The 24,297-nt window shown below is 66.6% G+C and carries 18 protein-coding genes; 6 read left to right on the top strand and 12 right to left on the bottom strand.

The window, feature by feature from the left end; translation table 11 throughout:
- Window positions 1-48: 48 nt before the first annotated feature.
- Entirely contained in the window at window positions 49-576 is a 528-nt protein-coding gene (locus ACFXJL_RS31190) for an NUDIX hydrolase (protein ID WP_384697960.1), read from the bottom strand.
- 365 nt (window positions 577-941) lie between these two features.
- Window positions 942-1,661: an alpha/beta hydrolase gene (locus ACFXJL_RS31195; RefSeq protein ID WP_384697963.1), complete on the bottom strand. Its 720-nt coding sequence runs from the start codon at window positions 1,659-1,661 to the stop codon at window positions 942-944.
- An 840-nt stretch (window positions 1,662-2,501) separates the two neighbouring features.
- Here ACFXJL_RS31195 and ACFXJL_RS31200 point away from each other — a divergent pair.
- Window positions 2,502-3,278 (top strand): peptidase S1, encoded by a 777-nt coding sequence (locus ACFXJL_RS31200; RefSeq protein ID WP_384697966.1) that lies wholly within the window; start codon window positions 2,502-2,504, stop codon window positions 3,276-3,278.
- A gap of 131 nt (window positions 3,279-3,409) precedes the next feature.
- On the opposite strand, the gene ACFXJL_RS31205 is transcribed toward ACFXJL_RS31200, so the two are convergent.
- Both ACFXJL_RS31205 and ACFXJL_RS31210 read right to left on the bottom strand, forming a co-directional pair.
- Window positions 3,410-4,477, bottom strand: a complete 1,068-nt coding sequence (locus ACFXJL_RS31205) for a hypothetical protein (protein WP_384697969.1) — start codon at window positions 4,475-4,477, stop codon at window positions 3,410-3,412.
- Window positions 4,478-5,200: 723 nt separating this feature from the next.
- On the bottom strand, window positions 5,201-5,662 hold the full coding sequence (locus tag ACFXJL_RS31210; RefSeq protein WP_384697971.1) for a DUF4429 domain-containing protein: 462 nt from the start codon (window positions 5,660-5,662) through the stop codon (window positions 5,201-5,203).
- Window positions 5,663-6,247: 585 nt separating this feature from the next.
- Here ACFXJL_RS31210 and ACFXJL_RS31215 point away from each other — a divergent pair.
- Both ACFXJL_RS31215 and ACFXJL_RS31220 read left to right on the top strand, forming a co-directional pair.
- Window positions 6,248-6,490, top strand: a complete 243-nt coding sequence (locus tag ACFXJL_RS31215; RefSeq protein WP_384639641.1) for a DUF397 domain-containing protein — start codon at window positions 6,248-6,250, stop codon at window positions 6,488-6,490.
- A 104-nt stretch (window positions 6,491-6,594) separates the two neighbouring features.
- Window positions 6,595-7,551 (top strand): helix-turn-helix domain-containing protein, encoded by a 957-nt coding sequence (locus tag ACFXJL_RS31220; RefSeq protein ID WP_384697974.1) that lies wholly within the window; start codon window positions 6,595-6,597, stop codon window positions 7,549-7,551.
- Between the two features lie 18 nt (window positions 7,552-7,569).
- Here ACFXJL_RS31220 and ACFXJL_RS31225 read toward each other — a convergent pair whose 3' ends face one another.
- The 4 genes from ACFXJL_RS31225 to ACFXJL_RS31240 form a co-directional block, all read right to left on the bottom strand.
- Window positions 7,570-8,382 (bottom strand): SAM-dependent methyltransferase, encoded by an 813-nt coding sequence (locus tag ACFXJL_RS31225; RefSeq protein WP_358878589.1) that lies wholly within the window; start codon window positions 8,380-8,382, stop codon window positions 7,570-7,572.
- A gap of 162 nt (window positions 8,383-8,544) precedes the next feature.
- Window positions 8,545-9,003: a hypothetical protein gene (locus ACFXJL_RS31230; protein ID WP_358878588.1), complete on the bottom strand. Its 459-nt coding sequence runs from the start codon at window positions 9,001-9,003 to the stop codon at window positions 8,545-8,547.
- A gap of 36 nt (window positions 9,004-9,039) precedes the next feature.
- On the bottom strand, window positions 9,040-9,393 hold the full coding sequence (locus ACFXJL_RS31235; protein WP_358878587.1) for a helix-turn-helix transcriptional regulator: 354 nt from the start codon (window positions 9,391-9,393) through the stop codon (window positions 9,040-9,042).
- Window positions 9,394-11,101: 1,708 nt separating this feature from the next.
- Window positions 11,102-12,061, bottom strand: a complete 960-nt coding sequence (locus ACFXJL_RS31240; protein ID WP_358878586.1) for a LuxR C-terminal-related transcriptional regulator — start codon at window positions 12,059-12,061, stop codon at window positions 11,102-11,104.
- Between the two features lie 369 nt (window positions 12,062-12,430).
- On the opposite strand from ACFXJL_RS31240, the gene ACFXJL_RS31245 reads away from it, so the two are divergent.
- Window positions 12,431-13,594 (top strand): S8 family peptidase, encoded by a 1,164-nt coding sequence (locus ACFXJL_RS31245; RefSeq protein ID WP_384697978.1) that lies wholly within the window; start codon window positions 12,431-12,433, stop codon window positions 13,592-13,594.
- Window positions 13,595-13,712: 118 nt separating this feature from the next.
- Here the strand turns inward: ACFXJL_RS31245 and ACFXJL_RS31250 are convergent, their stop codons facing one another.
- From ACFXJL_RS31250 to ACFXJL_RS31260, 3 genes are all read right to left on the bottom strand, one after another.
- Entirely contained in the window at window positions 13,713-16,421 is a 2,709-nt protein-coding gene (locus ACFXJL_RS31250; protein ID WP_384697981.1) for a tetratricopeptide repeat protein, read from the bottom strand.
- A 454-nt stretch (window positions 16,422-16,875) separates the two neighbouring features.
- Window positions 16,876-17,256 (bottom strand): hypothetical protein, encoded by a 381-nt coding sequence (locus tag ACFXJL_RS31255; protein ID WP_384697984.1) that lies wholly within the window; start codon window positions 17,254-17,256, stop codon window positions 16,876-16,878.
- Window positions 17,257-18,354: 1,098 nt separating this feature from the next.
- Complete coding sequence (locus tag ACFXJL_RS31260; RefSeq protein WP_384697987.1) at window positions 18,355-20,682, bottom strand: transketolase C-terminal domain-containing protein; 2,328 nt, start codon at window positions 20,680-20,682, stop codon at window positions 18,355-18,357.
- A 269-nt stretch (window positions 20,683-20,951) separates the two neighbouring features.
- Here ACFXJL_RS31260 and ACFXJL_RS31265 point away from each other — a divergent pair, with 269 nt between their 5' ends.
- A complete protein-coding gene (locus ACFXJL_RS31265; RefSeq protein WP_358878581.1) occupies window positions 20,952-21,431 on the top strand; it encodes an Lrp/AsnC family transcriptional regulator in 480 nt (159 codons plus the stop codon).
- Between the two features lie 363 nt (window positions 21,432-21,794).
- Here ACFXJL_RS31265 and ACFXJL_RS31270 read toward each other — a convergent pair whose 3' ends face one another.
- Entirely contained in the window at window positions 21,795-22,577 is a 783-nt protein-coding gene (locus tag ACFXJL_RS31270; RefSeq protein WP_358878580.1) for an IclR family transcriptional regulator, read from the bottom strand.
- Between the two features lie 279 nt (window positions 22,578-22,856).
- On the opposite strand from ACFXJL_RS31270, the gene ACFXJL_RS31275 reads away from it, so the two are divergent.
- Complete coding sequence (locus tag ACFXJL_RS31275; RefSeq protein ID WP_384697991.1) at window positions 22,857-24,266, top strand: amidohydrolase family protein; 1,410 nt, start codon at window positions 22,857-22,859, stop codon at window positions 24,264-24,266.
- The last annotated feature ends 31 nt before the right edge of the window (window positions 24,267-24,297 follow it).

The following is a 24,297-nucleotide window of genomic DNA, read 5'->3' on the forward strand; positions in this document are numbered from 1 at the left end:
TGGAGGGACATCACGACGACCCGGGGGCTCCACGGCCCGCACAGCCGGTCACCCGACTGACGACCCGCTCGCACCGCTGCCACTCCCGGACCCCAAGTACCGGCGCAGGGCTTCCCGCCCGCCCGGAACGAAGCACCATTCATCAAGGACCTCGCGCAACTCGTCCGCAGTCAGCCAGTCGTACCAGTCGATCTCACCGGAGTCCGGGACCAGGTCCAGGACCTCCGAGACGACGGCCTCATGCACCCCGAGCCAGATGGGGCTGATCCCTTCCCGGAAGAGGAGCTTGAACAGGAAGCGCACCGGCAGACGTACGCCCAGTTCTTCAGCCAACTCGCGAACCGCGGCCTCCTCGTACGACTCCCCCACGTCCACGGCCCCACCGACCATCGCGTCATAGTGTCCCGGGAACCGGGACAACGTCTCAGCCCGCCGCAACACCAGTATCCGATCTGCGTGATCACGGCAGATCGTCGCTGCAATGCGATGCAGCCGGTTCAAGCGCACCGCCTCGTCCCGCTCGACGATCCCCAGCACGCGGTCGTACTCATCGACATGCTCAACCAGTTCGCTCACAGAAACACGATCTCAGCCCCCATGGGCAACTCGGCCCCACGGAAAACAGTGATCTTCACCGCGGAAGACCCGGCAGAATGCAACACCTCCGTATCTCCTGGCCCTGAGCGCGGTACGCGATCCGGCCAGAAGCGCAGGCACCGATGCCTGTCGAGTCGATCGGTGTCACCGTCAGGGGCGCAACGTATGGGGCAAGCGCGGACCGGCCCGGCGGCAACCCGCCCCTGGTGCTGTGCGTAGAACCCCGGACCGAGCGCTGCGTCAGCAGATGGACGCCGCTCATCAAGGAGGAAAGGGCCCGTCCTCGATGAGCGGCGTCCTGGACGTCACCGCCTACTGTGTGGTGTCGGCCCGACGCCCCGGCCTCACTTCAGGTGCCGGTCGTAGAACCGGTTTCCGTCCTCCACCTCGAACCACGGCGTGCCGACGTGCCCGCCCATATTGGCGTGCAGAGTCTTCTCTCTGCTCCCGAAGGCGTCGAACAGGTCCAGGGCCCGTTGCCGTGGGTTCCCCTCGTCGTCCCACTGGAGCAGGAACAACAGCGGAATGGTGACCTGCCGGGCCTCCTCGCGCTGGGCGCGGGGCACGAAGCCCCCGGCGAAGAATCCGGCAGCTGCAATGCGTGGGTCGACCACAGCCAGTCGGATGCCGAGGGCCGCCCACCCCGAGTAACCGACCGGACCTTTGATCTCGGGCAGCGAGAGGAGGACATCCAGGGTCGCCTGCCAATCCGGAACGGCGTTGTCGACCAGCGGGCCGATGAAGGACTCGAAGATGTCGTCGACGGGATCGCCGGACTGAAATGCCCGACTCAGGTCAGCCCGTGCCTGCTCGTCGGCGGCGGACCGGGGCCGGTCACCGCACCCTGCGGCATCGATGGTGGCCACCGCGTATCCGTACGCCGTGGACCTCCGGGCCCGGGCCACCAGCCGGGATGCCGCCTTGGGCAGGCCGTTGTTGTGGGCCATCAGGATCAGCGGAGCCGGTTCGGACCCAGGCGTCCACAGGGTTCCGGGGATCTCGCCGAGGGTGAATTCGCGCTCAAGGACGCCGTCGTCGAGACGCCGTTCAGAAGTGAAGTGCATGGTCGTGCCCTTTCGGGAGTGCTCTGGAACGGTGCTCCCGGACGACCTACCGCCCGACCGTGACCCCGGAGGGGAGCACCCATGTCGATACTGCGTTCACGGGTACCACCTCCTCATCGTTTCGCACGGCCTCCGGGAAGGTAGCAGTGGTCGCTTCGGTCCGCCAACGGGTTTTCGCGAAGGCTCCACGGGCCCGAAGGGCGAATGGCACTCACGCTTCGTTGTTGTCGTTCCGTGTGTCGTTCCGTGTGTCGTTCCGCCGACGGGCAGGGCGGTTCAGATGTGGTCGGTTGTGACCGTAGGGATGGATGGGGCCAACCCTCGGTTGGAGGGGTTGCTTCCGGCAGGTCCGCGATCGCTGTGGAGGTGCCGGGATGCTTCCGCTGCCGGAGTCCGGAAAAGTAATGGTCGGAGAATGGCGGGAATTCAGCGGTGGTAAACGGGCCCGTTGGGTGAGACTTACCCGGGGCCGGACGCTGGGAGCACAAGCAGCGGACAGCCCGGCGGCGACGACCTCGCGCACACTGCACGAGCTGCACCACGAGAACGGCAACACCGACAGCACCGGTCCGTTCCACTGCTCCGAAGACGCGGCAGGTTCGCTTCGTTCCCGCCCTCCCTCCGACCTCCGCTCACGCGTGTCGGCAAGCCATGAGAGGAGTACGCCTCAGTGCCTCTTGGCAACCGATGTCCTGCTCCCTCTGCTGCTCCCGCCGTGTCCGTCGCATGGACCCGCCCTGGAACACACTGCGTCGAGCAGTGAACCGGTCGTTGTGATCGTTCTTCCGGGGCCGCCGCCTGGCTGCTCCGGCTCTTGTGATCTTTCAGGAAGGTCTTTCTGTGTTCATCAGGAAACTGTCCCTCTTCAGTGCTGTCGTGGCCGCCCTCGCCTCCTTGGGCGTAGTGGCAGCCAGCGGATCCGCGGTCGCCACGGTCTCCGGCGACGGAGGCAACCGGATCGGCGTCCTCACCAACGGCGGTGACGCCTACGTCAAGGAAGGCGGCCTCAGCGCAGGCTGGATCCATGAGCTGGGAGACGTGAGACAAGTGGCCCTGTCGGGCAACCGGATCGGGGTCCTCACCAACGGCGGTGACGCCTATGTCAAGGAAGGCGGCCTCAGCGCAGGCTGGATCCACGAACTCGCGGGCGTCAAGCAGATCGCTCTGTCGGGGAACCGGATCGGGGTCCTCACACACTCCGGCGATGCGCTCGTCAAGGAGGGCGGCCTCAGCGCCGGTTGGGTGCTGGAGGAAAATGGAGTCAAGGAGCTGGAGCTGTCGGGCAATCGGATCGGAATTGTGAAGCAGTCCGGCGAAGCCCTGGTCAAGGAGGGTGGGCTGAGCGCTGGTTGGGTCAGCGAACTCAACAACGTCGTCGGGATCGATCTCGCAGGCAATCGGATCGGGGTCCTCACGGGCAGTGGTGACGCCTACGTCAAGGAGGGCGGCCTCAGCGCAGGCTGGGTCCACGAACTCGGCGGTGTGAAGCAACTGGAGCTCTCGGGGAACCGGATCGGGGTCCTCACCGGTGGTGGTGACGCCTACGTCAAGGAAGGCGGCCTCAGCGCAGGCTGGATCCATGAGCTCGGCGGTGTGAAGGAACTCGCCCTCTCTTGACCTGAGGCAGCAGTACCGGAACCTAAGGCTCGTGGTCCCGTCGGAGCTTCGACGACCTGAACCGTTGTGAGTGTCCCACCGCTCCCGTACGGGAGCGGTGGGACACATGGTGGGCGCGGCGGCGGGGACGGTCAGAAGAAGTGACGGACGAAGATGTCGGACTTGGCGTTGGTGTCGCCGGGCACGATGTCGTCGGCCGTGGATTGGAAGACCACGTCGCGCCCACCGGCGCTGACCGCGTCGGTCCCGGCCGAGGCGGGCTGGTTCGCAACGATCTCGTCGGTGCCCGTCGCCAGATCGCGCAGTGTGAGCGAGGTGCCGCCCGTGCCGTGCGGGGCGTACAGCAGATAGCGGCCGGTGGGATCGATGGCCACGCCCTTCACGTTCGGCACCAGTTGGGCCGTGCCCGAGCCCAGGTCGTGAACATAGGTGTCGGTGCCCGAGAGGTAGACGGCCTTGCTGCCGTCGTCGCTGAGTTGAACGAGTGTCGCCGCTACGGACGGGCCCTCGATCGGGCCGGAGGTGGTACCGGTGGTCCGGTCCCATACGAAGACATCCTCGGCCAAGCCGTCCTGGTAGGCGACATAGCGGCCGTTCCCACTGATGGACGGCGTGGAGGGGCGAGTGTGGTTGAGGTCGGCGACGGTCTTCTTGGTGCCGTCCCAGTCCTGAACCTCGATGCGTTGGCCGGTCGCAGGCGGCCTGAAGAGGATGACCAGGGCGATGGAGCGGCCGTCCGCGGTCAGCGACGGCTGGTTGCAGCTGTGGGCTGAGCAGTTGGCGGAGGCCGTGGCTCCCGTGCTCACCTGGTACTGGCGAATCCGAATGCCGGTCATCCACTGCAACGGATAGGCGACGTATCCACCGTTACCGCTGATCACCGGCGGCTGGAGCGGGGTGTAGGACCCCATCCGATTGATCTGGCTCGTCCGCTGGTCGCGGACGTACACCCGGTCATCTCCTGTCGTACCTTCGGGAGTGAGGTTGCTTGCCGACGACGAGAAGACGATGTGGCGGCCGTCGGGTGTGATCGAGGCGCCGGTAGAATTTTGGTCGGCCTGGGCACCTCCAGCAGCGATGCTGACCCTCTCAACACCGGCTCCACCGTCGCCCGCCGCTGGGGACTGGGCGGAGGCGGCTCCGGGCAGCACCGCCGTCACTGCACAGACCGCGACCGCCGTGCTCAGTACGGTCCTCATACGTCTGGTGGTGCTTCGGTTCGTGTTTCCCCTCATTTTCCCCCCAGGTAGGACACAATCCCTCCTTCGTTTCCCTATCGAAGGAGCACATGCATGCAACCGTGAGGGTGCTGTCCGGTCAATGCACCACATGACCGGAAGGCGCGGTTCTGGCCATATGAGAACGGTCCGCTCCGCGACCACGAGACATCTCCGAGGAACCGCCATCCGCGGCACTGGTGGCGACCAGGGCTGCTGACAAGGGCACGCCCGAGTTGTCCCCACGGCGTCTGCGAGCCCTCGCACCACGGACAATGCGGGGGCCTGCGTCGAACGTTGCCCAGGGGTACGCGGTGCGCAGCCAAGTGCGCTGGTCCAAGCGAGCAGCTCCCACCCAAGGGATTGTCCGAATCGGTGTCACTGCGCCAACAGTCTGCGGACCACGAACAGCCTCACGAGTGGTTGAGGCGGAGCGCAGTGGAGTGGTCCTTGTCGAGCAATGAGACCGAGTGACGTCGAAACAGCGGGGCAGGATGCTCCGCGAACAACTGCTGCCATGGCACTGGTTCGAACGCGGCTGATTCGCCTCGCCATGGGTATCCGGCGGAGAGTCTGGCTCCGGATGCGAGTCGACGGTTCACCTCGATGACCGACGAATCCAAGGGGAAGGCGGCCGGCACTCGGGCCGGCCGCGTTGGCGTAGGCCCGGCCTGTTGAGCACAAGCGGTCGGGCCCGGTCTGTGTCTACGGGTTCAGAAGGCGAGCCTTCTGTTGGTCGAACTCCTCCTGGGTGATCAGTCCCTGCTGCATGAGGGAACCCAGTTTGCTGAGTTCGTCCGCGACGGACACGGCACCGACGGCGGGAGTGGGGGCGTGCTGAGCTGCGATCGCCTGGTCGAGCGCGGCTCGGAGACGCTCGAACTCGGGCTGCTGCTTCTTGGTGAAGACGATGCTGTTCTCGTCCTGAGCGGCATTGACCGTGCGGGCGCCTTTGAGCGCCTGGCGATCGGCGCCGCCTATGGACAGCTGGATGAAGCCGTTGATCATGAGGCCGGCCGGCTTCCACTGCACGGCGCTGATCTGACTCACGTGCAGTCTCTTTTCGCCTTTGCCATGGGTTGCTCGGGCGAGGAAACCTCTGCGGGTGATGGTGACGTACTGACCGTCGAACTCGATCTGACCGCTTCGTCCCGATGCTTCGATCATTCTGGTGCCCCCCAGGTCGTGCATGTGTAGCGATCATCATGAGCGGCGGCGCCAGACGGTGTGATCGATGTGCCCGTTCTGTGACATGCGAAGACCCCCGCCACGCTCTCCTCAGCGGACCTCCTGGAGTGGTGGTCCCCGTGATTGCGGGTGGGTGCCATCAGCTAAGGGCTGTCCCGTAATGCCTGGTGGATCAGCGTACGGCGGCAGGGTCAACAGGTGCATCGATCGCGGCGAACGCACAGACCAACCGATGCGAGGCGACGTCCGGAGGGAGGCACAAGGCTTGCCGGGGCATACGGAGGATCCAGGTGACGGCTCTGCTGGGCGCTGGCGTCGGCTACCTTCCCGGCGTAGCGAGAAAACGCTGGCAGGCAGTGATGCCGCAGAAGAGTGGCATCCGGACGGCATTCAACAGAGATCACCTGCTGAAGCAGCTCTGTGAATTTCAGCCGCAGGGGCGCCATCTCCCAGCCGTTCTTGCACGGTAGGGCTTTGGCATCTTGCATATGGGAAACCCACAAGTGAGTTGATGCAAACCACGTCGGCCCTGCCGATTGAACGGGGTCAAGAGGAGAGTTGTTCATGATGTTCAAGAACGGTGTCGTGGCGGACGAGATCCCTGGTGCTCAATGGCGAAAGAGCAGCGCCAGCGCGGGGATTGGGAACTGTGTGGAAGTGGCCAACCTGGGGAGCGGCGGTGTCGCCGTACGGAACTCGCGTGACACGTCGGGTCCTGCACTGATCTTCACCGGCGACGAAATACGGGCTTTCGTGGCAGGTGCGAAGAATGGCGAGTTCGACGACCTCTACGGCCTCGACAACTGAAGTGGTCCTGTTGTGGGTTTAGTTCGGCGGACGTTTGATCGTGGTGCTGTAATACTGGGCTCCCCACAGCCATATCAGCCTTTGTGGCCCCGCGAGGAGATTGCGTGTCCGCCGAACACTCCCCTGGTGAAACTCCGATAGCCCCGGTCAAGGACCTGCGTCCACCGAAGCCCAACCCGCGGGCACGTCCCTTGGGCGCAGGGCTCAGGCAGCTACGAAAGGCCCAGGGGCGCTCACTGGAGGACGCGGCCAAGAAGGCGTTCCACGGCTCGGCCTCCAAGCTGAGCCGGATGGAACGGGCCCAGAGCCCGGTCGCCGAATCGGACATGTGGAATCTGATCAGGTTCTACGACACTCCGCAGGAGCGGTGGGCGGAGTTCTACGAACTGTGGCGTCAGGCGCAGCCTGACTCCGCCGATCGTCCGGTCAGCGATGTCGCCCCGGACTGGCTGCACCGTCTGATCCTCCTGGAACAGACGGCGAGCCGCATCATGGCCTACGAGCCCTTGGTCGTACCGGGACTGCTTCAGACGCCCGACTACGCCCGGGCCCTGGTCCGAGCGGAACTCACCCGCCCGCAGAGAGAACTCGACGCCATCACGGTGGAGCGGCACGTTCTCGTCCGGCGCGAACGGTGGGAGGCATTTCAGAAGCAAGAGGATTGCGAGCTGGTCGTCATCCTGGGCGAGGGGGTGCTGCGCTCCCTGATCGGCGGCGTTTCCGTGATGCACGAGCAGGTGAAGCATCTGCGTGCTGCGGCCGATCTCCCGCATGTCAGCATCCACATCATTCCCTACGACCGGGACGGGCTGAGTAGAGCACCGAGCCTGCCGGTCACCCACCTCAAGTGGGAGGATGGCGGTCCCTCTGAGCTGCTCTACGTCGAGAGCCTCAACCGCGCCGAATACATCAATGACCCGAATGAGGTTCAGGAGGGGCGGTTCCGCGTGGAGAGCGCCATGCACGTCGCGCACATGCGGAAGGGGAGCATCGCATTGCTGGATCATTTTGTGGCGATGTACGAGAGGCTCTTCAGGGAACGGCAGACTGAGAAGCAGTAGCCAAGTCGTGGGGCAGGGTCAGCCGAGCCGGCCGATGCCGCCCCATTCTTCCCAATCCTCGGTGCGCTGGCGCGGGACGACCTCGGACTCCGCGCGCCATTCGGTGACGTTCATGAGACCCGGCTCCAGGATGGTCAGTCCGGCGAAGTACGTGCGGACCTCGGCCTTGGTGCGCACGCGCCCCCAGTTGTCCTGCGTCGCTTCCTTCATCAGAGCGGATACGCTTTCGCGGATCTCCGCGCGTTCACTGACCAGCTGACAGATCACGAACAAGCTGCCGGGTGCGAGTTTGCTTCTGACCCGTTCGAGGAGCGGGACGACCTGATCGTCCTTGAGGCAGTGCATCACGGACACGAACAGCGCCGCGGTCTTCTCGCCCTTGAGGATCAGACGCTCGACCTCCGGATGCCCGAAGATCAGATCACTGTCGCGCATGTCTGCCTGGACGACCGCGGTGCGATCGTTTTGGTCGAGGCGGGTCTTGCCGTGCGCCAGGACGATGGGATCGTTGTCGATGTAGACGACCCGTGAGGAGGGGTCGATCCGCTGCGCGACCTGGTGGACATTGTCGACGGTGGGCAGACCCGAACCGTGGTCCAGGAACTGTCGTATGCCGTGTTCGGTGGCGAGGTATCCGACGACACGGCGTAGGAACGCCCGGTTGTTCAGGGCGAGAGCCCGGGAGTCCGGAACGACCTCCAGCAGGCGTCCACACGCGTCACGGTCGGCCTGATAGTGGTCCACACCGCCGAGAAGGTGGTCGTACATGCGGGCGACACTCGGTATGCCTGTGTCCAAGGCGTCAGAATCGAAATTCTCTCCGTCGTGCATGCGCCCCCCAGGCAGCCCGCCCCCGCGGGTAGTCGGCACGGTAAGTGCCCATGTTATAGCGCTAGTTGATAGTGCGCCAGGTCACACAAGCCAGAGCTTGGTCGCGCGGGACGCTGAGGAGAATCCCCCATGGGGGAGGGAGAAACCGGTGCGCTCTGCGGCTCAGAAGAGATGTGGGCGCTCACCGGTGATATGGGCGAGGTCACGGTCCGCGCGGGCGAGAAGGGCACGGACCTCGCAGGTGTCGACGCCCATCAGATCCGCGATCTGCCGCGGTGACATCCCCAGCCGGCGGTGCAGCAGGACCGTATCGGCCGCGGCGTGGTCCAGTACGCGGTGGGCCATGGAGGCGCTGCCAGGTGTGGCGTCCGCGTAGCAGGTGACGGTCCGACGCAACAGCCGCCATGCCGTCTGGGGTGCCGAAGCGCTGCTGAGGGTGCGGGGCCAGGCTCGGCGGATGGCGACGAACGCGGTGTTCACCGCCATCCGGGTCAGTTGCATCTGTGCGATGCGGGCGTGGGCGTAGCGGGTGTAGGGGGTGTGGACGAGTTCACGGAAGGCGAGGTAGTCCAGGGGGTCACCGGGGGCGGGGTGGTGGGACCGGCGGTGGGAGTCGCCCACGGCTGGGGCCTTTCTTCTGTACGAGGGGCGGCGGTGTCATGGGGCCGCGTTGCGCGACGGGGTGGGCATTCCGTGGCGGGGGAACTGGGCGGGTGAGGTGAGGAAGGCGTAGTGCAGGCGCTCCCACAGCGTGCGGACCAGTGCAGGTTCCGCACCCAGAGCGCTGGCCAGGTGAGCGGCGGTCGGCCAGTCCGGTACCCAGTCCCCGCGCAGGATCGCGGCCACTACGGGGGCGTGCAGACCACTGGCACGCGCGAGTTCGCCCGCGGCTGGGCGAAGTGCAGCGCGGTGAAGACTGGAGAGCACGTCATGGAGTTCGCCGGCGGCGACATCGATGGACGACGCCGGGTGGGCGGTCAGCCCCTGGGCGCTCTCCCACAAGCGCTGCACTTCGCCCGCCCTCACATCCAAGGCGCCAGCGAGCCGGAGTGTCTCTCCCCAGGAAAGCAGGGCGGTTCCGTTCAAAACCTCGCGCACTTTGCGCGGGGACAGACCTGACCTGCACGCAACCACCGAGTCGTCCAGCCGCAGTTCCGTTCGCGCCGACTCCAGAACCCTCCCGAGCAGGAGACGCCCCGACACTTCGGGCGACACCTCGGAGCGGGGCAGGTCGTCACGGCCTCGGTCGCGCTGCCGCTGGGCACGGCGGCGGCAGGCGACAGTGCAGTAGCTCTTCGGGCGGCCGGGCCCGGGCCGCAGGGGGAACTCGATCTCACAGGAGGCGCATCGCGCCATGGGTGGCACGCCCACGGTGAACCCTTCGGTGCCGGTGGCAGGCGTGCAGACCGGCGGGATACCGGCGGCCGGATGCGCACTTCGCCATCAGGTGGGTCCGGAACCCACCAGGGCCAGCTCCGCAGCACTTCTCCCCAGACCGCTTCGATGCGGCTCTGTGCTGCCACGGGGAAGAGGATGAGCACCACGGCGACGCACACCAAATCGCCTCCCTGGACGCCGGTTGGGGGCCGGCCGAGTGCGGGATGCTCCCGTCACGAGCAGCCGGGCCCCTGGGGCGGGAACACCCCCGGATCGGGTCGAGCACGATGATCGTCTCCTTATGTTTGATCACAGTCCTGAGGCCGTGGCCTTCGCTTCGGGACTCTTGTGGTGAACAGGTCGCCATACCGGCCGACTTGGTGATCAACGTACTCCCCGAATCCGCACGATCCGATCTGTCATGGGCAACAGAGTTCAGAGCGATCCTGCAAAGGGAATCCGTAGGCCAGGAAAAGGCATCTACGTCAACACGGCGCCACTGCCCGAACGGCAGTCCACCAAGCCGCAAACTGGCAGATTCCACACGCCAGCCGAACGCAACGAAGGGGTCCAGCAAAGCAGAATGAACAATTTGCACCGAAGCTGGACGCGGCTTGCCGCATGACACGCCTCTCGGTCGGTCACAGACAAGCCGGATGGGAGCAGAAGTTCATCCATTTGGATGAAATCCAAATAGCCCTTGCACATTTCCGAGGGCCCAGAGGGGCGTCAGGGAGATGCGCCACGAACGACCGGAAGGCGGGGCGAGGGCGGCCATGAGCTGCGAATAGGTCTGTACCTGCCCCTCCCTGGTGACTCATGGCGAGAAGATCTCACGTCCTTCTCCGCGAGAGCACACGGTCTGACCGGTGATGACGTTCTGCCGATGCTCCTTTCCTTCTTCCCGGAACGTCGGAGAGAAGGAGTCGATTCGACGGTCCGAAGGCGCTCAGTTCTTGTGTGCGGTTGCCAAGGCGAAGGAGGGGAATTCACCGCCGTCTTCGGTGAGCATGTCGATGGTGGCCTGATTCGCCCTTCGGCCGTCCGCCGGGTGCTCGGCGCAGGCCCGCTCCCATCAACAGCCCATCCTGCCAGCCGTCTTCTTGTCGCCGTGCGGACGTGACCTCCACCAATTCGGTGATCGCCCGCTGAAGGCGCCAGCACTCCGCCGTTCGCCGACAAGAAGCACCGATGTGACGCCTTGCCGGAACCTGGGTCGAGAAGCCTCACCCCCCCGAGCGCAGATCAAGATCCCGCGCAAGGTCCTCCAGCAGCCACAAAGGGGGCGGACCGCTGCCGAGGTCAAGCAATGAGGCAGGGTGATGCTCCCGTGCCGGACCGCTCAAGGCTCGTCCAGCAAGCCGAGCCTCGCCGCCCGCACCCCCGCCGCAAATCGGCTCTCCGCGCCGAGGCGGGTCACCAGGCTGGCCAGCAAGCGGCGCAGCGTGCGTTCGGAACAGCCCAGTCGGCGGGCTATCGTCTCGTCCTTGGTGCCCGCCGCGAGGAGTGCGAGAACCTCGCGTTCCCTCGGGGTCCACTCCTCCGCGGAGTCCGTGCCGTAGGGGAGGCCGGTCCCCCAGTGGTGTTCGAAGACCCTGGCGAAGCACGAAGCCAGCCGCGGACTGTGGAGCACCACGTCCTCGGCGGGCTCGGCACCATCTTCCGCGGGGCCCAGCGCAAGGACGGTCACGGCGCGGTCGACCACATTGAGGTGCAGGGGGACGGCCGGGGCCAGCCGGATGCGTGTGCCGTGTTCGTGCATCCGGGAGAGGTAGCGCGCCACCCCTGGCAGACGCACCGCCCGGGTCGCCACGAGGAGCCGGATGCGTACGCCCCGGGCGAGCATGGTCAGATCCTCGCCCAGACTCTTCTCCAACGCCTCGGGGTCGGGGAAGACTGCGCGCATGCCAAGGATCTCATCCAGACACAACGTGTCCAGATCCTCCATCCGATCCTTGAGCCGGGACCTGTCGGCAAAGAACTCGGCCTTCACGACCTCACGCCCCGGGGGACGCAGACCGGGGGTCAGCCGCAGGACGTCGTGGAGCGCGTTGAGCCCCTGCTCCAACTCTCCGAGTGCACGCCGTTGATCTGCAACCAGTTCATGGAGGGAGCGCTCGGGTGAGCGGACGTGCTGTCGCTCACCGTCCACGAGTCGCCTCGCGACGAGCCACTCCCTCACGGCTTCGGGCAGCGTGTCCAGGCTCTCCCCGGCGCGGTCCAGTTCCCGGTACGCGGCCTTCGCCGCAGCCTCGACCTCTTCGGGTCCGACGCCTTCCCCGTACGGATCTTCCGCAGACATGACCCGACCTTAGAGCGGCTGTCCTTGCTTGACCATGGTTTCTACAGCCCCACACGCCTCGATGGCCACATTCGGTCACGCCCGTTTCGGCCGTGGTCAACTCCGCCGCGCCCCCGCTATGTTGTCGCCACGCCTGGCTGACACGGAGGTCCCGGCGAGCGGAGACCCCGCTCGCGACCACCCGTACCGGGGCGTATCGGTCGTCCCGTCGCGAGGGACGGCCGAACCCGGCTTCGGCACTCCCCGTCACCAGCGCACCGTGCGCGTCGCGCCGTTTCCCCACTTCTCCGTACGGCACGACCGCGCTTCCCCCACCCACCGGCCGTCCCAACCGTACGGCGGCCGGAACACGAAAGGTGACCGCCCCTCATGCGCAGATCTCACCTCGCCACCGCCGCCATCGGCCTCGCCGTGCCGCTCGCCCTGCTCCCGTCCGCCGGCTCCGCCGCACCCGCACCCGAGCCGGCCCCCTTGATCAAGGTCGCCCAGGCCCCCGCCGCCGACGAGATCAAGGGTCAGTACATCGTCACCCTCAAGAAGGGTGTCGACGCCGCCGCTCTCGCCGAGTCGAAGTCGGTGCAGACGGAGTACGTCTACGACGCGGTCCTCAACGGATTCGCCGCCGAACTGACCCCCGCCCGGCTCGCGGCGCTGCGCGCCGACTCCCGTGTCGCCTCCATCGAGGAGGACCAGAAGGTCACCTCCACAGCGACGCAGTACAACGCTCCCTGGGGTCTGGACCGAATAGACCAGCGCAGCGGACGTGACGGCGCGTACACCTACACCCGCAACGGCTCCGGCGTCACCGCCTACATCATCGACTCGGGGATCTTCGCCGGCCATCCGGACTTCGGCAGCCGGGCCCGCAACGTCTTCGACGCCTTCGGCGGCAACGGCTCGGACTGCAACGGCCACGGCACCCATGTCGCCGGTACCGTAGGCGGCGGGACATACGGTGTGGCAAAGGGCGTCCAACTGCGCGGCGTGAAGGTACTCGACTGTCAGGGCTCGGGCTCCTTCTCCGGCATCATCGCCGGCTTCGACTGGGTCCGGCAGAACGCCGTGCGGCCCGCCGTGGCCAATGCCTCCCTCGGTGGCGGCTACTCCGCCGCCCTCAACAACGCGGCCACCGCCCTGGCCAACTCCGGCGTCCACACCACGGTCGCGGCGGGCAACAACAACCAGAACGCCTGCAACTACTCGCCTGCGAGCGCTGCCGGCGCCCTCTCGATCGCCGCCTCCGACTCGGCGGACAACAAGGCGAGCTTCAGCAACTACGGCCAGTGCGTCGACCTCTACGGCCCCGGTGTGAACGTCCTGTCGACCCGCTCCGGTGGCGGCACCACCACCATGAGCGGTACGTCGATGGCAGCTCCGCATGTCGCGGGCGTCGCGGCGCTCTACAAGTCGACGTACGGTGACGCCTCCAGCCCCACGGTCAACAACTGGATCATCAACAGCAGCACCGCCAACGCAATCCGGGGCAACGTCAGCGGCACCCCGAACCGTCTGCTGTTCAAGTCGACCCTCTGATCCACCTCCCCGTCGGTGGCTGGCTCGGTGGCTCGTTGATGCTGTGACCGAGGCCCGGAGAGAGACCGCCCCCGCATCCAAGGGGCCCTCCGAGTGATGCCGGAGGGCCCCTTGGTCATCACGCCGTGGGCCCGGGGTCACCCTGCTGGGTCAGTCCGTCCGTCGAGGGCTCGGGAACTCTTCCGAGCGCATCCCGGAAGTGCTGCTCCGAGCGGTCCATGCCGAGCCATTCCGCAAGCGTCTGCCAGACCGCGGAGTAGCCCACGCACAGGTTGTGGACCGGCTTCGGCTTCAACCAGGCCACACCATTGGCCGTAGCCCTGCTGAAGCTCTCCTGCCCCTCCTCCATCCTCAACCTGTGGGTCTCGTTTCCCTGCAAGTCCCTCTGAAGGTGCCGCAGGGTCACCTGAACATGCCTGCTGTCGTCCTTCGCCATCCCCCGCGAAAGCATCGACGGAGGGAAGCCGGGCGTGACCGGCAGTACCGGGTGGCTGTTGCGGACGGCGGCGATGAGCTCCACGCGGTCCTCCCAGTGGCCCAGCCGGTTGGGGTCGGTCACCTTCTTCACGGAATCCCAGATGAGGCATTCGCCCTGGAGCCATTCCGCCGCGACCCGAATGTCGAAGCTGGACTCCATCCCGCGCAGGGCCCACACCCTTTCCATCACCTGGGCCGCCTCCCGGAGGAGCCGGTGGTCGTAGGCCCTCATCTGCGCCTCGGTCCAGTTGTCCGGCGGCGTTTCGGCCGGGATCTCCACCCCTGGATACGCGGTGAGTTCAAAGCGCTGGAACAGGGGGTCCTTCCGGAGATACGCCAGGTCCGGGTCCTCATGGGCCATCCAGGTCCGCTCGATCGTTGCGAAGTCGCCCCGGGGAAGCAGAACCGCCTGCTCAAGTTCCTCGACGGCGAACTTCACGTACTGCTCCCTCCTTCCTTCCCTTCTCTGTCTCTCCTGCTCTGTCTCCTCCTCCCCTTCGCGGTTGACGTCGTTGGCGTTGGCGCTGCCCGCCTTCAGGGCAACGGCGTGCACGCAGGCGCTGTTGTAGCGGGTCAGCCAGTCGCTGCGGCGGCACAGCGGTAGCACGCGACGCAGTAGTACCAGTCGGCTCCGGGCCCTGTTGATCAGGTCTGCGAGTTCCCGCGGAGCGATGTCCGTACTCACCGAAGGACCGGTGCGCCAGTGGTAGCCCTGGGACGGGTCGAGGTTGACCGAATGATGCGAGCGGGCGTGTTCGAGGGACCAGGCGAGCCGGAGGGGTGCCCACACGATCTGGTTGATCCGGAAGGCTCCTCTGGTCACGTTCTGCCGCGGTCCGAGGTAACTCTGCACACTGGAGAACGGTGACAGGAGCCGGAAGACGCTCTCCACTCGTGCGGGCCAGTAGAGGCCGGCGAGCCGTGCCCACCGGTCGTCGGCCGCCAGCCGGTTCGTCTCCTGCATCGAGGCCCGTTGGAAGACCAGGCGCACCAGATCCTCATCGAGGGAGGACGCATCGGTCGTACGGTCGGGATGGGGCTTCAGCGCACAGGTGAGCCACTTCTCCTCGGTGCCGCTCGGTACGAGTCCGATCGCCGCTCTCCAGTAGCGGTTCGCGATGAGGCCCGCCAAGCGCCCGCGCGTGCCGTCGTCCCGGACCTCGCCGGTGTCGAACCACTGCTTCGTCGTTTCCTCGGACGTCCCCAGGATGACGGCGTTCCGGTACCGCAGACCGAGCACCTCACGGTAGCGGTGCGGGTGGAACAGGTAGCGCAGACGGCACCAACTGGGCTTCCACGGCCGTAGCCATACTCGCTTGGCGTACTGCCCGGTGGTCTGTCCATCAAGGGTGAGGGCCCGCTGGCAGGTCTCCAGCGCGTCGATGTGCAGCCCCATCTTCTCCTGGACCTCCGCCAACTCGCTGCGCAGATGGGGGTTCTCGGGGTCGAGCGCGATGGCGTCGTAGTAGCGGGACAGCGCCTCGTGATAGCGGCCCGCCCGGCTCAGCTCGTTGGCGTTCTGGTACGCCCCGTACAGCTCGGGGCTGAGCTCCCGCCCCCACCATCTCCGCCACGGAGGTTGCCTCCCGGCACGGGTGACCGGAAGGAGTGTGCTGATCACCCAACGGCCCACCTTGCGGATGACCTCGTCCCAGTCGTTTCCCCACAGCGTGGTCGAGCGGGACCCGCCGAACACGTACGCGGTGACGGTCACGGTCATACCCAATCGGTCCGGCTCCTGCTCCCGGATCCGGAGCACACCGCCGACCCGGTAGGCAAGCTTGGGCCGGAGCCGGCTGAGCAGGCGCGGTATGGCGCTGCCCAGCGACTTGGCACCGAGCTCCACATCGCCGACCAGCTCAAGAAAGCTCATGGGCGGTGATTCGGCGGGCAGCGTCGTCGGTGCGTACATGCTGCAGTCGGACAACTGCTGGCGCAGTTCGGCGGTGAGATCAGTGGCGGAGTGGGTGAGGGACTTCGGCGGTGTGGCGTCGATGAGCTCCTGGACATCCACCGGGCCCGGTTTGTAGGCGAGGAACGCCCGCGTTGCCCGCCAGTAGAGGTACAGGACCAGGAGGGCCACCGCGAGGAACCCGAGTCGCTGACCGAGGATGAGGCCGCCGTCGGGGTCGAAGACCTGCCCGAGGCCGCCGCACACCTGGGCCAACCAGCCGCTGATGCCCCAGACCCAGTCACCACCTTTCCACGCCTCGTGGCCCTTGCCAGCCAGGGTCAGGAGTGCGAGCAACGCCGCGGTCCCCACTCCGCTCCACACCCACCAGGCGATCCGTCTCGGGGCGGGGAGCGCGGATGTCAGCGCGGTGTCGTTTTCCCTTCGCCGATTGACCATCGAGAACTCCGGACGGGAAGAAATCCCCCGAAATCCCTCTTATAGGGTAACGGTGATTGACTCGGCGGGCAGTACGGGGGTCTACAGAACGATCGGAAGAGTCAGCCGGGACCCTTCCGTACGGTGAGGGTGGCGCCCTGCTGCGGAGGCGGCGCGACGAGCACCGCACGAGACACCACCGACAACGCCATCGACTCCCTCGGCGTTGGGAACGAGGCCCTGGGTGAGCGCAAGGAGGACCATGCAGTGCTTCGGCACGGATGGGCTAGGAGCACCGCACCAACCGGGCCCCGCGGACGGGGCGGTGTGCGCCGGGCAAGAGAGGTGTCCGCGCTGGTCGGTGCCGGTGCAGCGGGGGCTCGGGGCCAACCGACGCCCCGAGCCACCCATCGGGCCCTGACCCTGAGACTCCCTGACGAGTCGTCAGGGTCCGTCCCAGCCGCAGGGCACGGCGTCAGATCTTGATCGTCGGGCTGTAGTAGGTGTCGGCTGTGATCTGCCATCCGAAGGCATAGTCCCTCAACCCGCTGGGGCAGGTGATCGTGCCGGAGAGATAGCCACCGCGCGCCGAGAGGTTCTTCTTCAACTCGTAGACGCGCTGGCCCGAACTCCCCTGGCACGTCACACCGAACCGCCCCTTGACGGCCTTGTTCGTCTTGTTGACGAAGTTGACCCGAACCTTGTTCGCGGCGACCTTCTCGATGCACCGCGAAATCTTGGCGCCCGAGCAGTGCCATACACCGGTGGCGGCAGCGGCACGAGGTGCAGCCTGGGCTTCCGCGACGGTAACGGACGCCCCCATCAGCGCTATTGCTGTGACAGTCGTGGCCATCATGCGAGTTGCTGTCTTCACGTTTCCCCGTACTTTCTGAGGGTGAACAGAACGGCTTCGACGGAAGACTCCGCGCCAAGGCTGGAATCAACCGTCGACCCGACCGAGTTAATCATGGCGATTGACCTGGTCGCGATCATGTTTCCATGCTGCGGCTGAGCCTCCTCCGAGCGGGCTCTGAAGGTCCGCGGGGCTCCTTGACACTATTCAGGCTGGTACCACTCGGCGGTGAGGGAATCGCGGGCGCTGGCCGCCTGGTTCACGGTCGGCGACGACGAGTCAGGCGCACTCCTGTGGCTCGGAATCGGAGATGGCGCGCTCGTCCGTCCCTTTGTCGGTGGCTTCGGGACATGGCTATCGATCGATGTCGCCGTGAACTCCGCGCAGTTGCAACCGGGTTCTGAGGTATTCCATCTCCGACAAGGTCCCCACCAGGCCATCGTGGACCAACTCCCCAGCCAGCTCACGAGCGCGCGACAGCGAGACCTCTGAGACCTCCCGAAGGACCTTCAGCATCGGGACAAGACCGGGAACCGGACCGACCAACCGGAGTCGGACGGGTCCGTGCGCCGCAAGGAGAGCCTCTCGGACGTCATCAGGCGCTGCTCCCTTACCCGCGTGTTCGCACATGTGGGCGCCGCGCGATCCGCAAGAGAGCTCCGAGTCCCACCACAGCTCATCGTCAAGGATGAACTGGTTCACCTGTCGGACCGCCATGCTGCCGCACTCGCACCGCGATGTGGTCTTCGCTGTCTGACCAGTCACCCAGGCTCCCTGACATCCCACTCCCACAGCAGATCCCCGCCGTAGAAGACACAGACGACACCGGCGAAGTCCGCCTCCCGCACAATATCGACACGCTCCCCATGGGGTCTCGGTGCCGCTGCCGACCCGCGCGAACATTGACCCGCGCCACTCTGCCCACCGTTCTGCCGAATCCGAGAGCGGACACTGCCCACCCGATCCCTTCCGGCAGCTCCTTGACCGGGATCTGTGGCCTGTCTGTCCCCGATGTCCGGGGTACCGAAGAGGCGTCCGTGGCTCGGGGGCGGGACTCCGAGGTGGGCCGCTGGGGTGGTTGTGTCCGTGCTCGTGCGTGCGCTACCGGGTGAGGTCGAGGGCGGCTCGGATGATGCTGTCGGTGTCGATCCGGTGGTAGCGGTAGACCTCTTCCAGTGAGCCGGACTGTCCGAAGCCGGTGACCCCGAGGGTGCGCAGCGGTACGTGGTGGATGGTGGAGAGGAACGCCAGTGTGTGGGGGTGTCCGTCCAGGACGGTGACGAGCGGGGTTGCCCGGTCGGCGGGGAAGACCTGGTCGAGGATCCAGTCGGGGGCGTCGTCCTGTCCGAGGCGGGAGTTGAGTGCCCTGAAGATCAGCCCCGGACTGGTCACGCAGACCACGTCCGTGGTGATTCCCATCAGACGCAGCCGCTCGGCTGCGGCGAGGGCTTCGGTCACCATCGCACCCATGGCCGCGATGGTGACCTCGGCGCCCTCGCGCCGCAGAAGGGGGTAGGCACCCGCGACGACCTGCTGCCTGCGGCGTTCGCGGGCGGCGGGGTCGGTAGGCACGACGGCCAGGTTCTGATCGACCGGACGGGTGGAGAGCCGTAGATAGGCGGAGGTGCCGTCGGGCCGCCCCAGTCGGGCGAGGGAGGCCAGGAGCGTCCATTCCGTGTCGATGGCGAAGGCCGGCTCATAGGTGACGCAGCCGGGCTGTTCGACACCGAGGGACGGGGTCGTGATGGACTGGTGCGCCCCGCCCTCGGGTGCGAGAGTGACACCGGATGGAGTGCCGACCAGGATCGATTGGCCTCCTGCGTAGATGCCGAAGGACCATGGTTCCAGGGCCCGTTGGACGAACGGGTCGTACATCACTCCGATCGGCAGCAGGGGCTCACCCCAGCGGCTCCAGGTCGCGCCGAGCTCTCCCAGCAGCCCGACCAGGTTGGTTTCAGCGATGCCCAGTTCGATGTGTTGCCCGGTGGGCTTCTCGCGCCAGTGCAGGATGGTCTCTGGATCGTCGGCGAACCAGTCCGTACGCTCCCCTGCGGACCAGACTCCGACCTTGTTCACCCAGCCGCCCAGATTGGTCGACGAACTGACGTCCGGACTCACGGTCACCACCCTGCGGGCAGCCTCCGGTGCGGACCGGGTCAGATCGAGCAGCACACGACCCAATGCCGCTTGGGTGGTCGCCGTGCCCGCCGGTGTGCGGCCGATGTCCAGAGGGAGGGCGGGCGGGGTAACCGGAGCCGGGTCGTCCCGGTGCAGACGCGCCGCGGCATCCGAGCAGAGCCGTCCCGCCGCGGAATCGGGCGCGAACCCGGTCCAGGGCTGGTCGAGGTCAGTCCCGACCCGGTCGGCGAGCTCGCGCATCTGCTGCTCCGTCAGCAGTGAGGAGTGGTTCTGCGGATGGCCCTGGGACGGCAGGCCGTAGCCCTTGACGGTGTAGGCGAGGAGGACGGTGGGTCGGCTGTCGTCGATCGCGGACATGGCCGTGTCCAGCGCGGACATGTCGTGGCCGCCCAGGTTGCGCATCGCGTCGGTCAGCAGTGCGTCGTCGAGTTGGGCCAGCAGGTCGGCGATCCGGTCGGCGTCCGGCCCCGTTCCCGGCAGCCGCTCGCGCAGCTCGTCCGCCGTGCAGCGCAGCAGTCGCTGGTACTCGGGATTGGACATGCCGTCGATCCGGGAGCGCAGGGCATCCCCGCCGGGGCGGGTGAACAACTCTTCCAGCAGCGTGCCGTACTTGAGTGTGAGGACCTGCCAACCCGCTGCCGCGAACATGCTCCGGAGCCGGTCAGCGGCGATGTTCGGAACGACTCGGTCCAGGGACTGTCGGTTGAGGTCCACGATCCACACCAACTCGCCCAGTTCAGCGACCTGCGGGTCGAGCACCGCCTCCCAGACCGCTCCCTCGTCGAGCTCGGCGTCTCCCACCAGGGCGAACTGCCGGCCCTTGAAGCCACCGTCGTCGGACTGGTCTGCGTACCGGCGGGCCAGCGCCCCCCAGATCGTGGCCGTGGCCCCGATGCCGACCGAGCCGGTGGAGTAGTCAACCGGATCAGGATCCTTCGAGCGGCTCGGATAGCTCTGCAGTCCGCCCCAGGCGCGCAGCGTCGGGAGGTACGAGGCGTCCAGTTCGCCGAGGAGGAAGTTGATGGCGTGGAGCACCGGGGAGGCGTGCGGTTTGACCGACACCCGGTCCTCGGGACGCAGATGGCGAAACCACAGTGCGGTCATGATGGACACCATCGATGCGGACGACGCCTGGTGGCCGCCCACCTTCAGACCTGACGAGTTGGGCCGTACCCGGTTCGCGTGGTCGACGATCGCGCTGGCAAGCCACAACACACGATCCTCGACCTCTCCGAGGGCGGCGAGCGGATCGGTGGCGGAACGCAGACGGGTCTCAGCTGCAGTGGACATGGGAAACGGGCCTCCTCACGCCCGGCGCCCCGGCGAAAAGGGAGGCACCGTGCTGGAAAAGAGAGAAAGGGGGGCGTGTGGCAGACACGCGGAGCAGAACTGCCCCGGGGCGGGTCGGACCGACCGGGTTACAGTCGGTGCAGCGCTCCCAGGAGGGTGCAGTCGTTGTCACCTAGGACACCACCACATCAGAATGTGCACAAGGTCTTGCCGGGAAATTGAGCGGAATGCCCAATCGCCGGCCTTCGTCCTTCTCGAAAGGCAGCACTGTGCCCAAGCCCGAACGGATCGGTCCCGCCGACGCTCGTCTGCTGTTGGCGCTCACCGAGCACCCCCGTGCCACGACCGTCGCACTCGCGGAACAGAGCGGGTTGAGTCGCAACACCGTTCAAGCACGCCTGGCCTCACTCGACCGCAACGCCACACTGCGCTCCTTCGAACGTCGGGTCGATCCTGCGGCATTGGGCTATCCCCTGACTGCGTTCGTGACCACCCAGGTCACCCAACGCCGGTTGGACCAGGTTGCACAGGCTCTCGCTGCCGTGCCCGAAGTGCTCCAGGTATACGGCCTCTCCGGCGAGACCGATCTGCTCGTGCACGTCGTCGCCACCGACGCCGACGACCTCTACCGTGTCGCGGGTCAGATCCTGGGCATTCCCGGTGTGGAACGCACCAACACCGCCCTCGTGATGCGCCAACTCGTCGACTACCGGTTGACACCGCTGCTACGGCGGGCGGCGGAGCGTTAGCCTCGCGCTGGCGTCAGGGTAGGGCGACGAGCCGCCAGACGGGCTGACGGACTGACGGACTGATGGGCTGATGGGCTGATGGCGATGGCCAACGGCACCCGGCACCCGGCACCCGGCACCCGGCACCCGGCACCCGGCACATCGAACTCAACGGTGATAACCGTCTTGGCCTGGGAAGGCGGCTGATCACCGGCGAGTTCGCCCCATCCGGCGTCGCCCGGCGTGCTGTGTCGAGCGGTGACGCCAACCGAGCACAGCACGGCCGCGCCCTCGGCAGGCATACAGGCCCGGAGCCGCGCACGCTCCGTCGAACCCCCGCCACCGACGCCGGTGGCCGGGGCAAGGCCGGATCGGACGGTCGGTTCAGGCCACCGCCGCACAACGCTGTGCCGCCTTCATCGTCGCATGCCCGAGCCGGGTGAGATCGTCCTCGGTGAACCGGTAGCGGGGCATCGACACGGTGATCGCCGCGGGAGTGATGCGATCGCCGTTCGGGATGACCGCCGCGACGGTGGCCACATCGGGCTCCACCTCCCCGATGCACACGGCGAATCCGCGCTCCCGCACCTCTGCCAGTTCTTCGATGAGTGCGGCACGACTCGTCAGGGTGTCCGGTGTGATCACATCCAGTTCCTCGCACGGGAACATGGCCAGCACGCGGTCTTCGGGCAGCTGCGCCAGCACGGCCCGTCCGCCGGCGGCGGCGTAGCCCGGCACACGGACCCCGACCCGGGAGCCGACGCGCAGCGCCCGTGAGCTCTCGACCGCGTCGATGATCAGCATGTCCGGGCCGGAGAGGATCACGAGGTGCGCTGACTCCTGGACCTCGACCACCAACTCCTCCATCACGGGTCTGGCGATCGCCCGGATGTCGAGGTTGTTCAGCGCCGCTGCCCCGATGTCCAGCAGCCGCGGGCCGGGCACGTACGCGCGTGTGACCGGATCCTGTTGGGCGAATCCATGTAGTTGGAGCATCTCCAGCAGTCGGTGGGCCGTCGACCGGGCGGTCCCGATCCTTCGGCCGGCATCAGCGACCCGGATCGCCCGCTCCTCGGCGAGGACGCACAGCAGGCGCAGGGCCTTGTCGACTGAACCGATCGGGTAGTTCGGGGTCAACGTATCCGTCTCCTTGGCTGGCGCGATCATTCGATGCTCCTCCGCGCGTCCGATGTCACGAGGCACGGCGCCGAGTGTAGAGGCGGCCTCGCCATCAGGGGCGAGCGAGTTGTATGTACGGCAATTCGGGCCACAACACTCCGACAAATCAAGCCACAGCACTCTTGACAGCTTCGTAACGACGCGAACATATTGTTCTGTGTCACAGTCTCATGTTCTGCATTACAGAACACTAGCAGACTGACCCACCGCCCACAGGAGGGGTCCTGGGATGAAATCTGTTCTGCACCAGTGCATGGCGGTCACGGCATGACGGCAACGCGCACGCTGTTGCGAGGCGGCCAGATCGTGTCCATGGATCCGACCGTCGGTGACCTGATCGGCGACGTACTCATCGAGAACGGAACGATCGCCGCGATCGGCCCCGATCTGGAGATCGCCGAAGGCAGCGCCGACATCGTCGATGCCTCACGGCACATCGTGCTCCCCGGCTTCATCGACTCACATCGCCATCTGTTCCAGGCGCTCATGCGCGGAATGGCGGCCGACTGGTCCCTGTTCCAGTACTTCACAACGATGTTCGGGATGCTCGGCCCGCACATGACGCCGGAGCACATGTCCCTGGGCACCGCCCTCGGTGCTTACGACTCCCTCGACTCGGGAGTCACCGCCGTCTTCGACTACTCCCACAACCAGTCTTCGCCCGAGCACACCGACGAGGCCGTGCGCGCGCTGCAAGCCAGCGGCATCCGCGCGATGTTCGGCTACGGCGGAGCGATGTCCGAACAGCTGGAAATCCTCTCGCCACCGTTCACCAGCACCACTCCCAGCAATGAGGCCGAGATCCGCCGGGTGCGCAGCCGGTACTTCTCCTCCGACTCAGGGCTCGTCACCATGGGTCTGGCGGTACGCGGGCCGGACTCCTCGCCCATGGACGTCGTACGGGCTGATTTCGCCCTCGGCCGTGAACTGGGGCTGCGGATCAACACCCACATCGGTATGGCGGTGCTCGATCCACACGGCCGACCCAATGTGACCCGGCTGCATAAGGCAGGGCTGCTCGGCGACGACCTCATCTTCGGTCACTGCAACCTGCTCACCGATGAGGAGTTCCGGCTGATGGCCGACGCCGGCGTATCGGTGTCGGTGACCCCCGAGGACGAGTCCGCCATGGGACACGGCTGGCCGCCGATCACCCAACTGCTCAAGGCCGGCATCAGGCCGAACATCGGCATCGACACCTGTATGGCCGTCGGCGGCGATCCGTTCACAGCGATGCGCTTCGCCCTGGCGGTGCCGCGCGGCCTGGCCAACCAGCAGTCGCTGGCGAGTGGTGCCAACCCATGGCAGCTCGACCTGTCCGCGCGTGACGTGCTCGAATTCGCGACCATCGAGGGCGCCCGTGCACTGGGAATGGAGGATGTCACCGGCAGCCTCACCCCTGGCAAGCAGGCCGACATCGTCATGATCCGTACGGATCACATCTCCATGACTCCGGTCCTCAACCCGGTCGCCTCGATCGTTCACCACGCCAGCCGACAGACCGTTGACACCGTCTTCGTGGCCGGCCGGGCCGTCAAACGCGACGGCGCACTCATCACGGCCGACGCGGCAGGGATCAGCCGTCGGGCCGTCGACTCCATCGGCGAGCTGCTGGAGGCGGCCGGTGTCACACCCGGCTGGGCGCCGCCGCCGCCTCCACACCCGGGTGACCACTGACCAGCCGGTACGCCCCCTCGACCGCACCCCG

The sequence above is a fragment of the Streptomyces sp. NPDC059256 genome, assembly GCF_042753785.1.
In the GTDB taxonomy this organism is placed as follows: Bacteria; Actinomycetota; Actinomycetes; order Streptomycetales; family Streptomycetaceae; genus Streptomyces.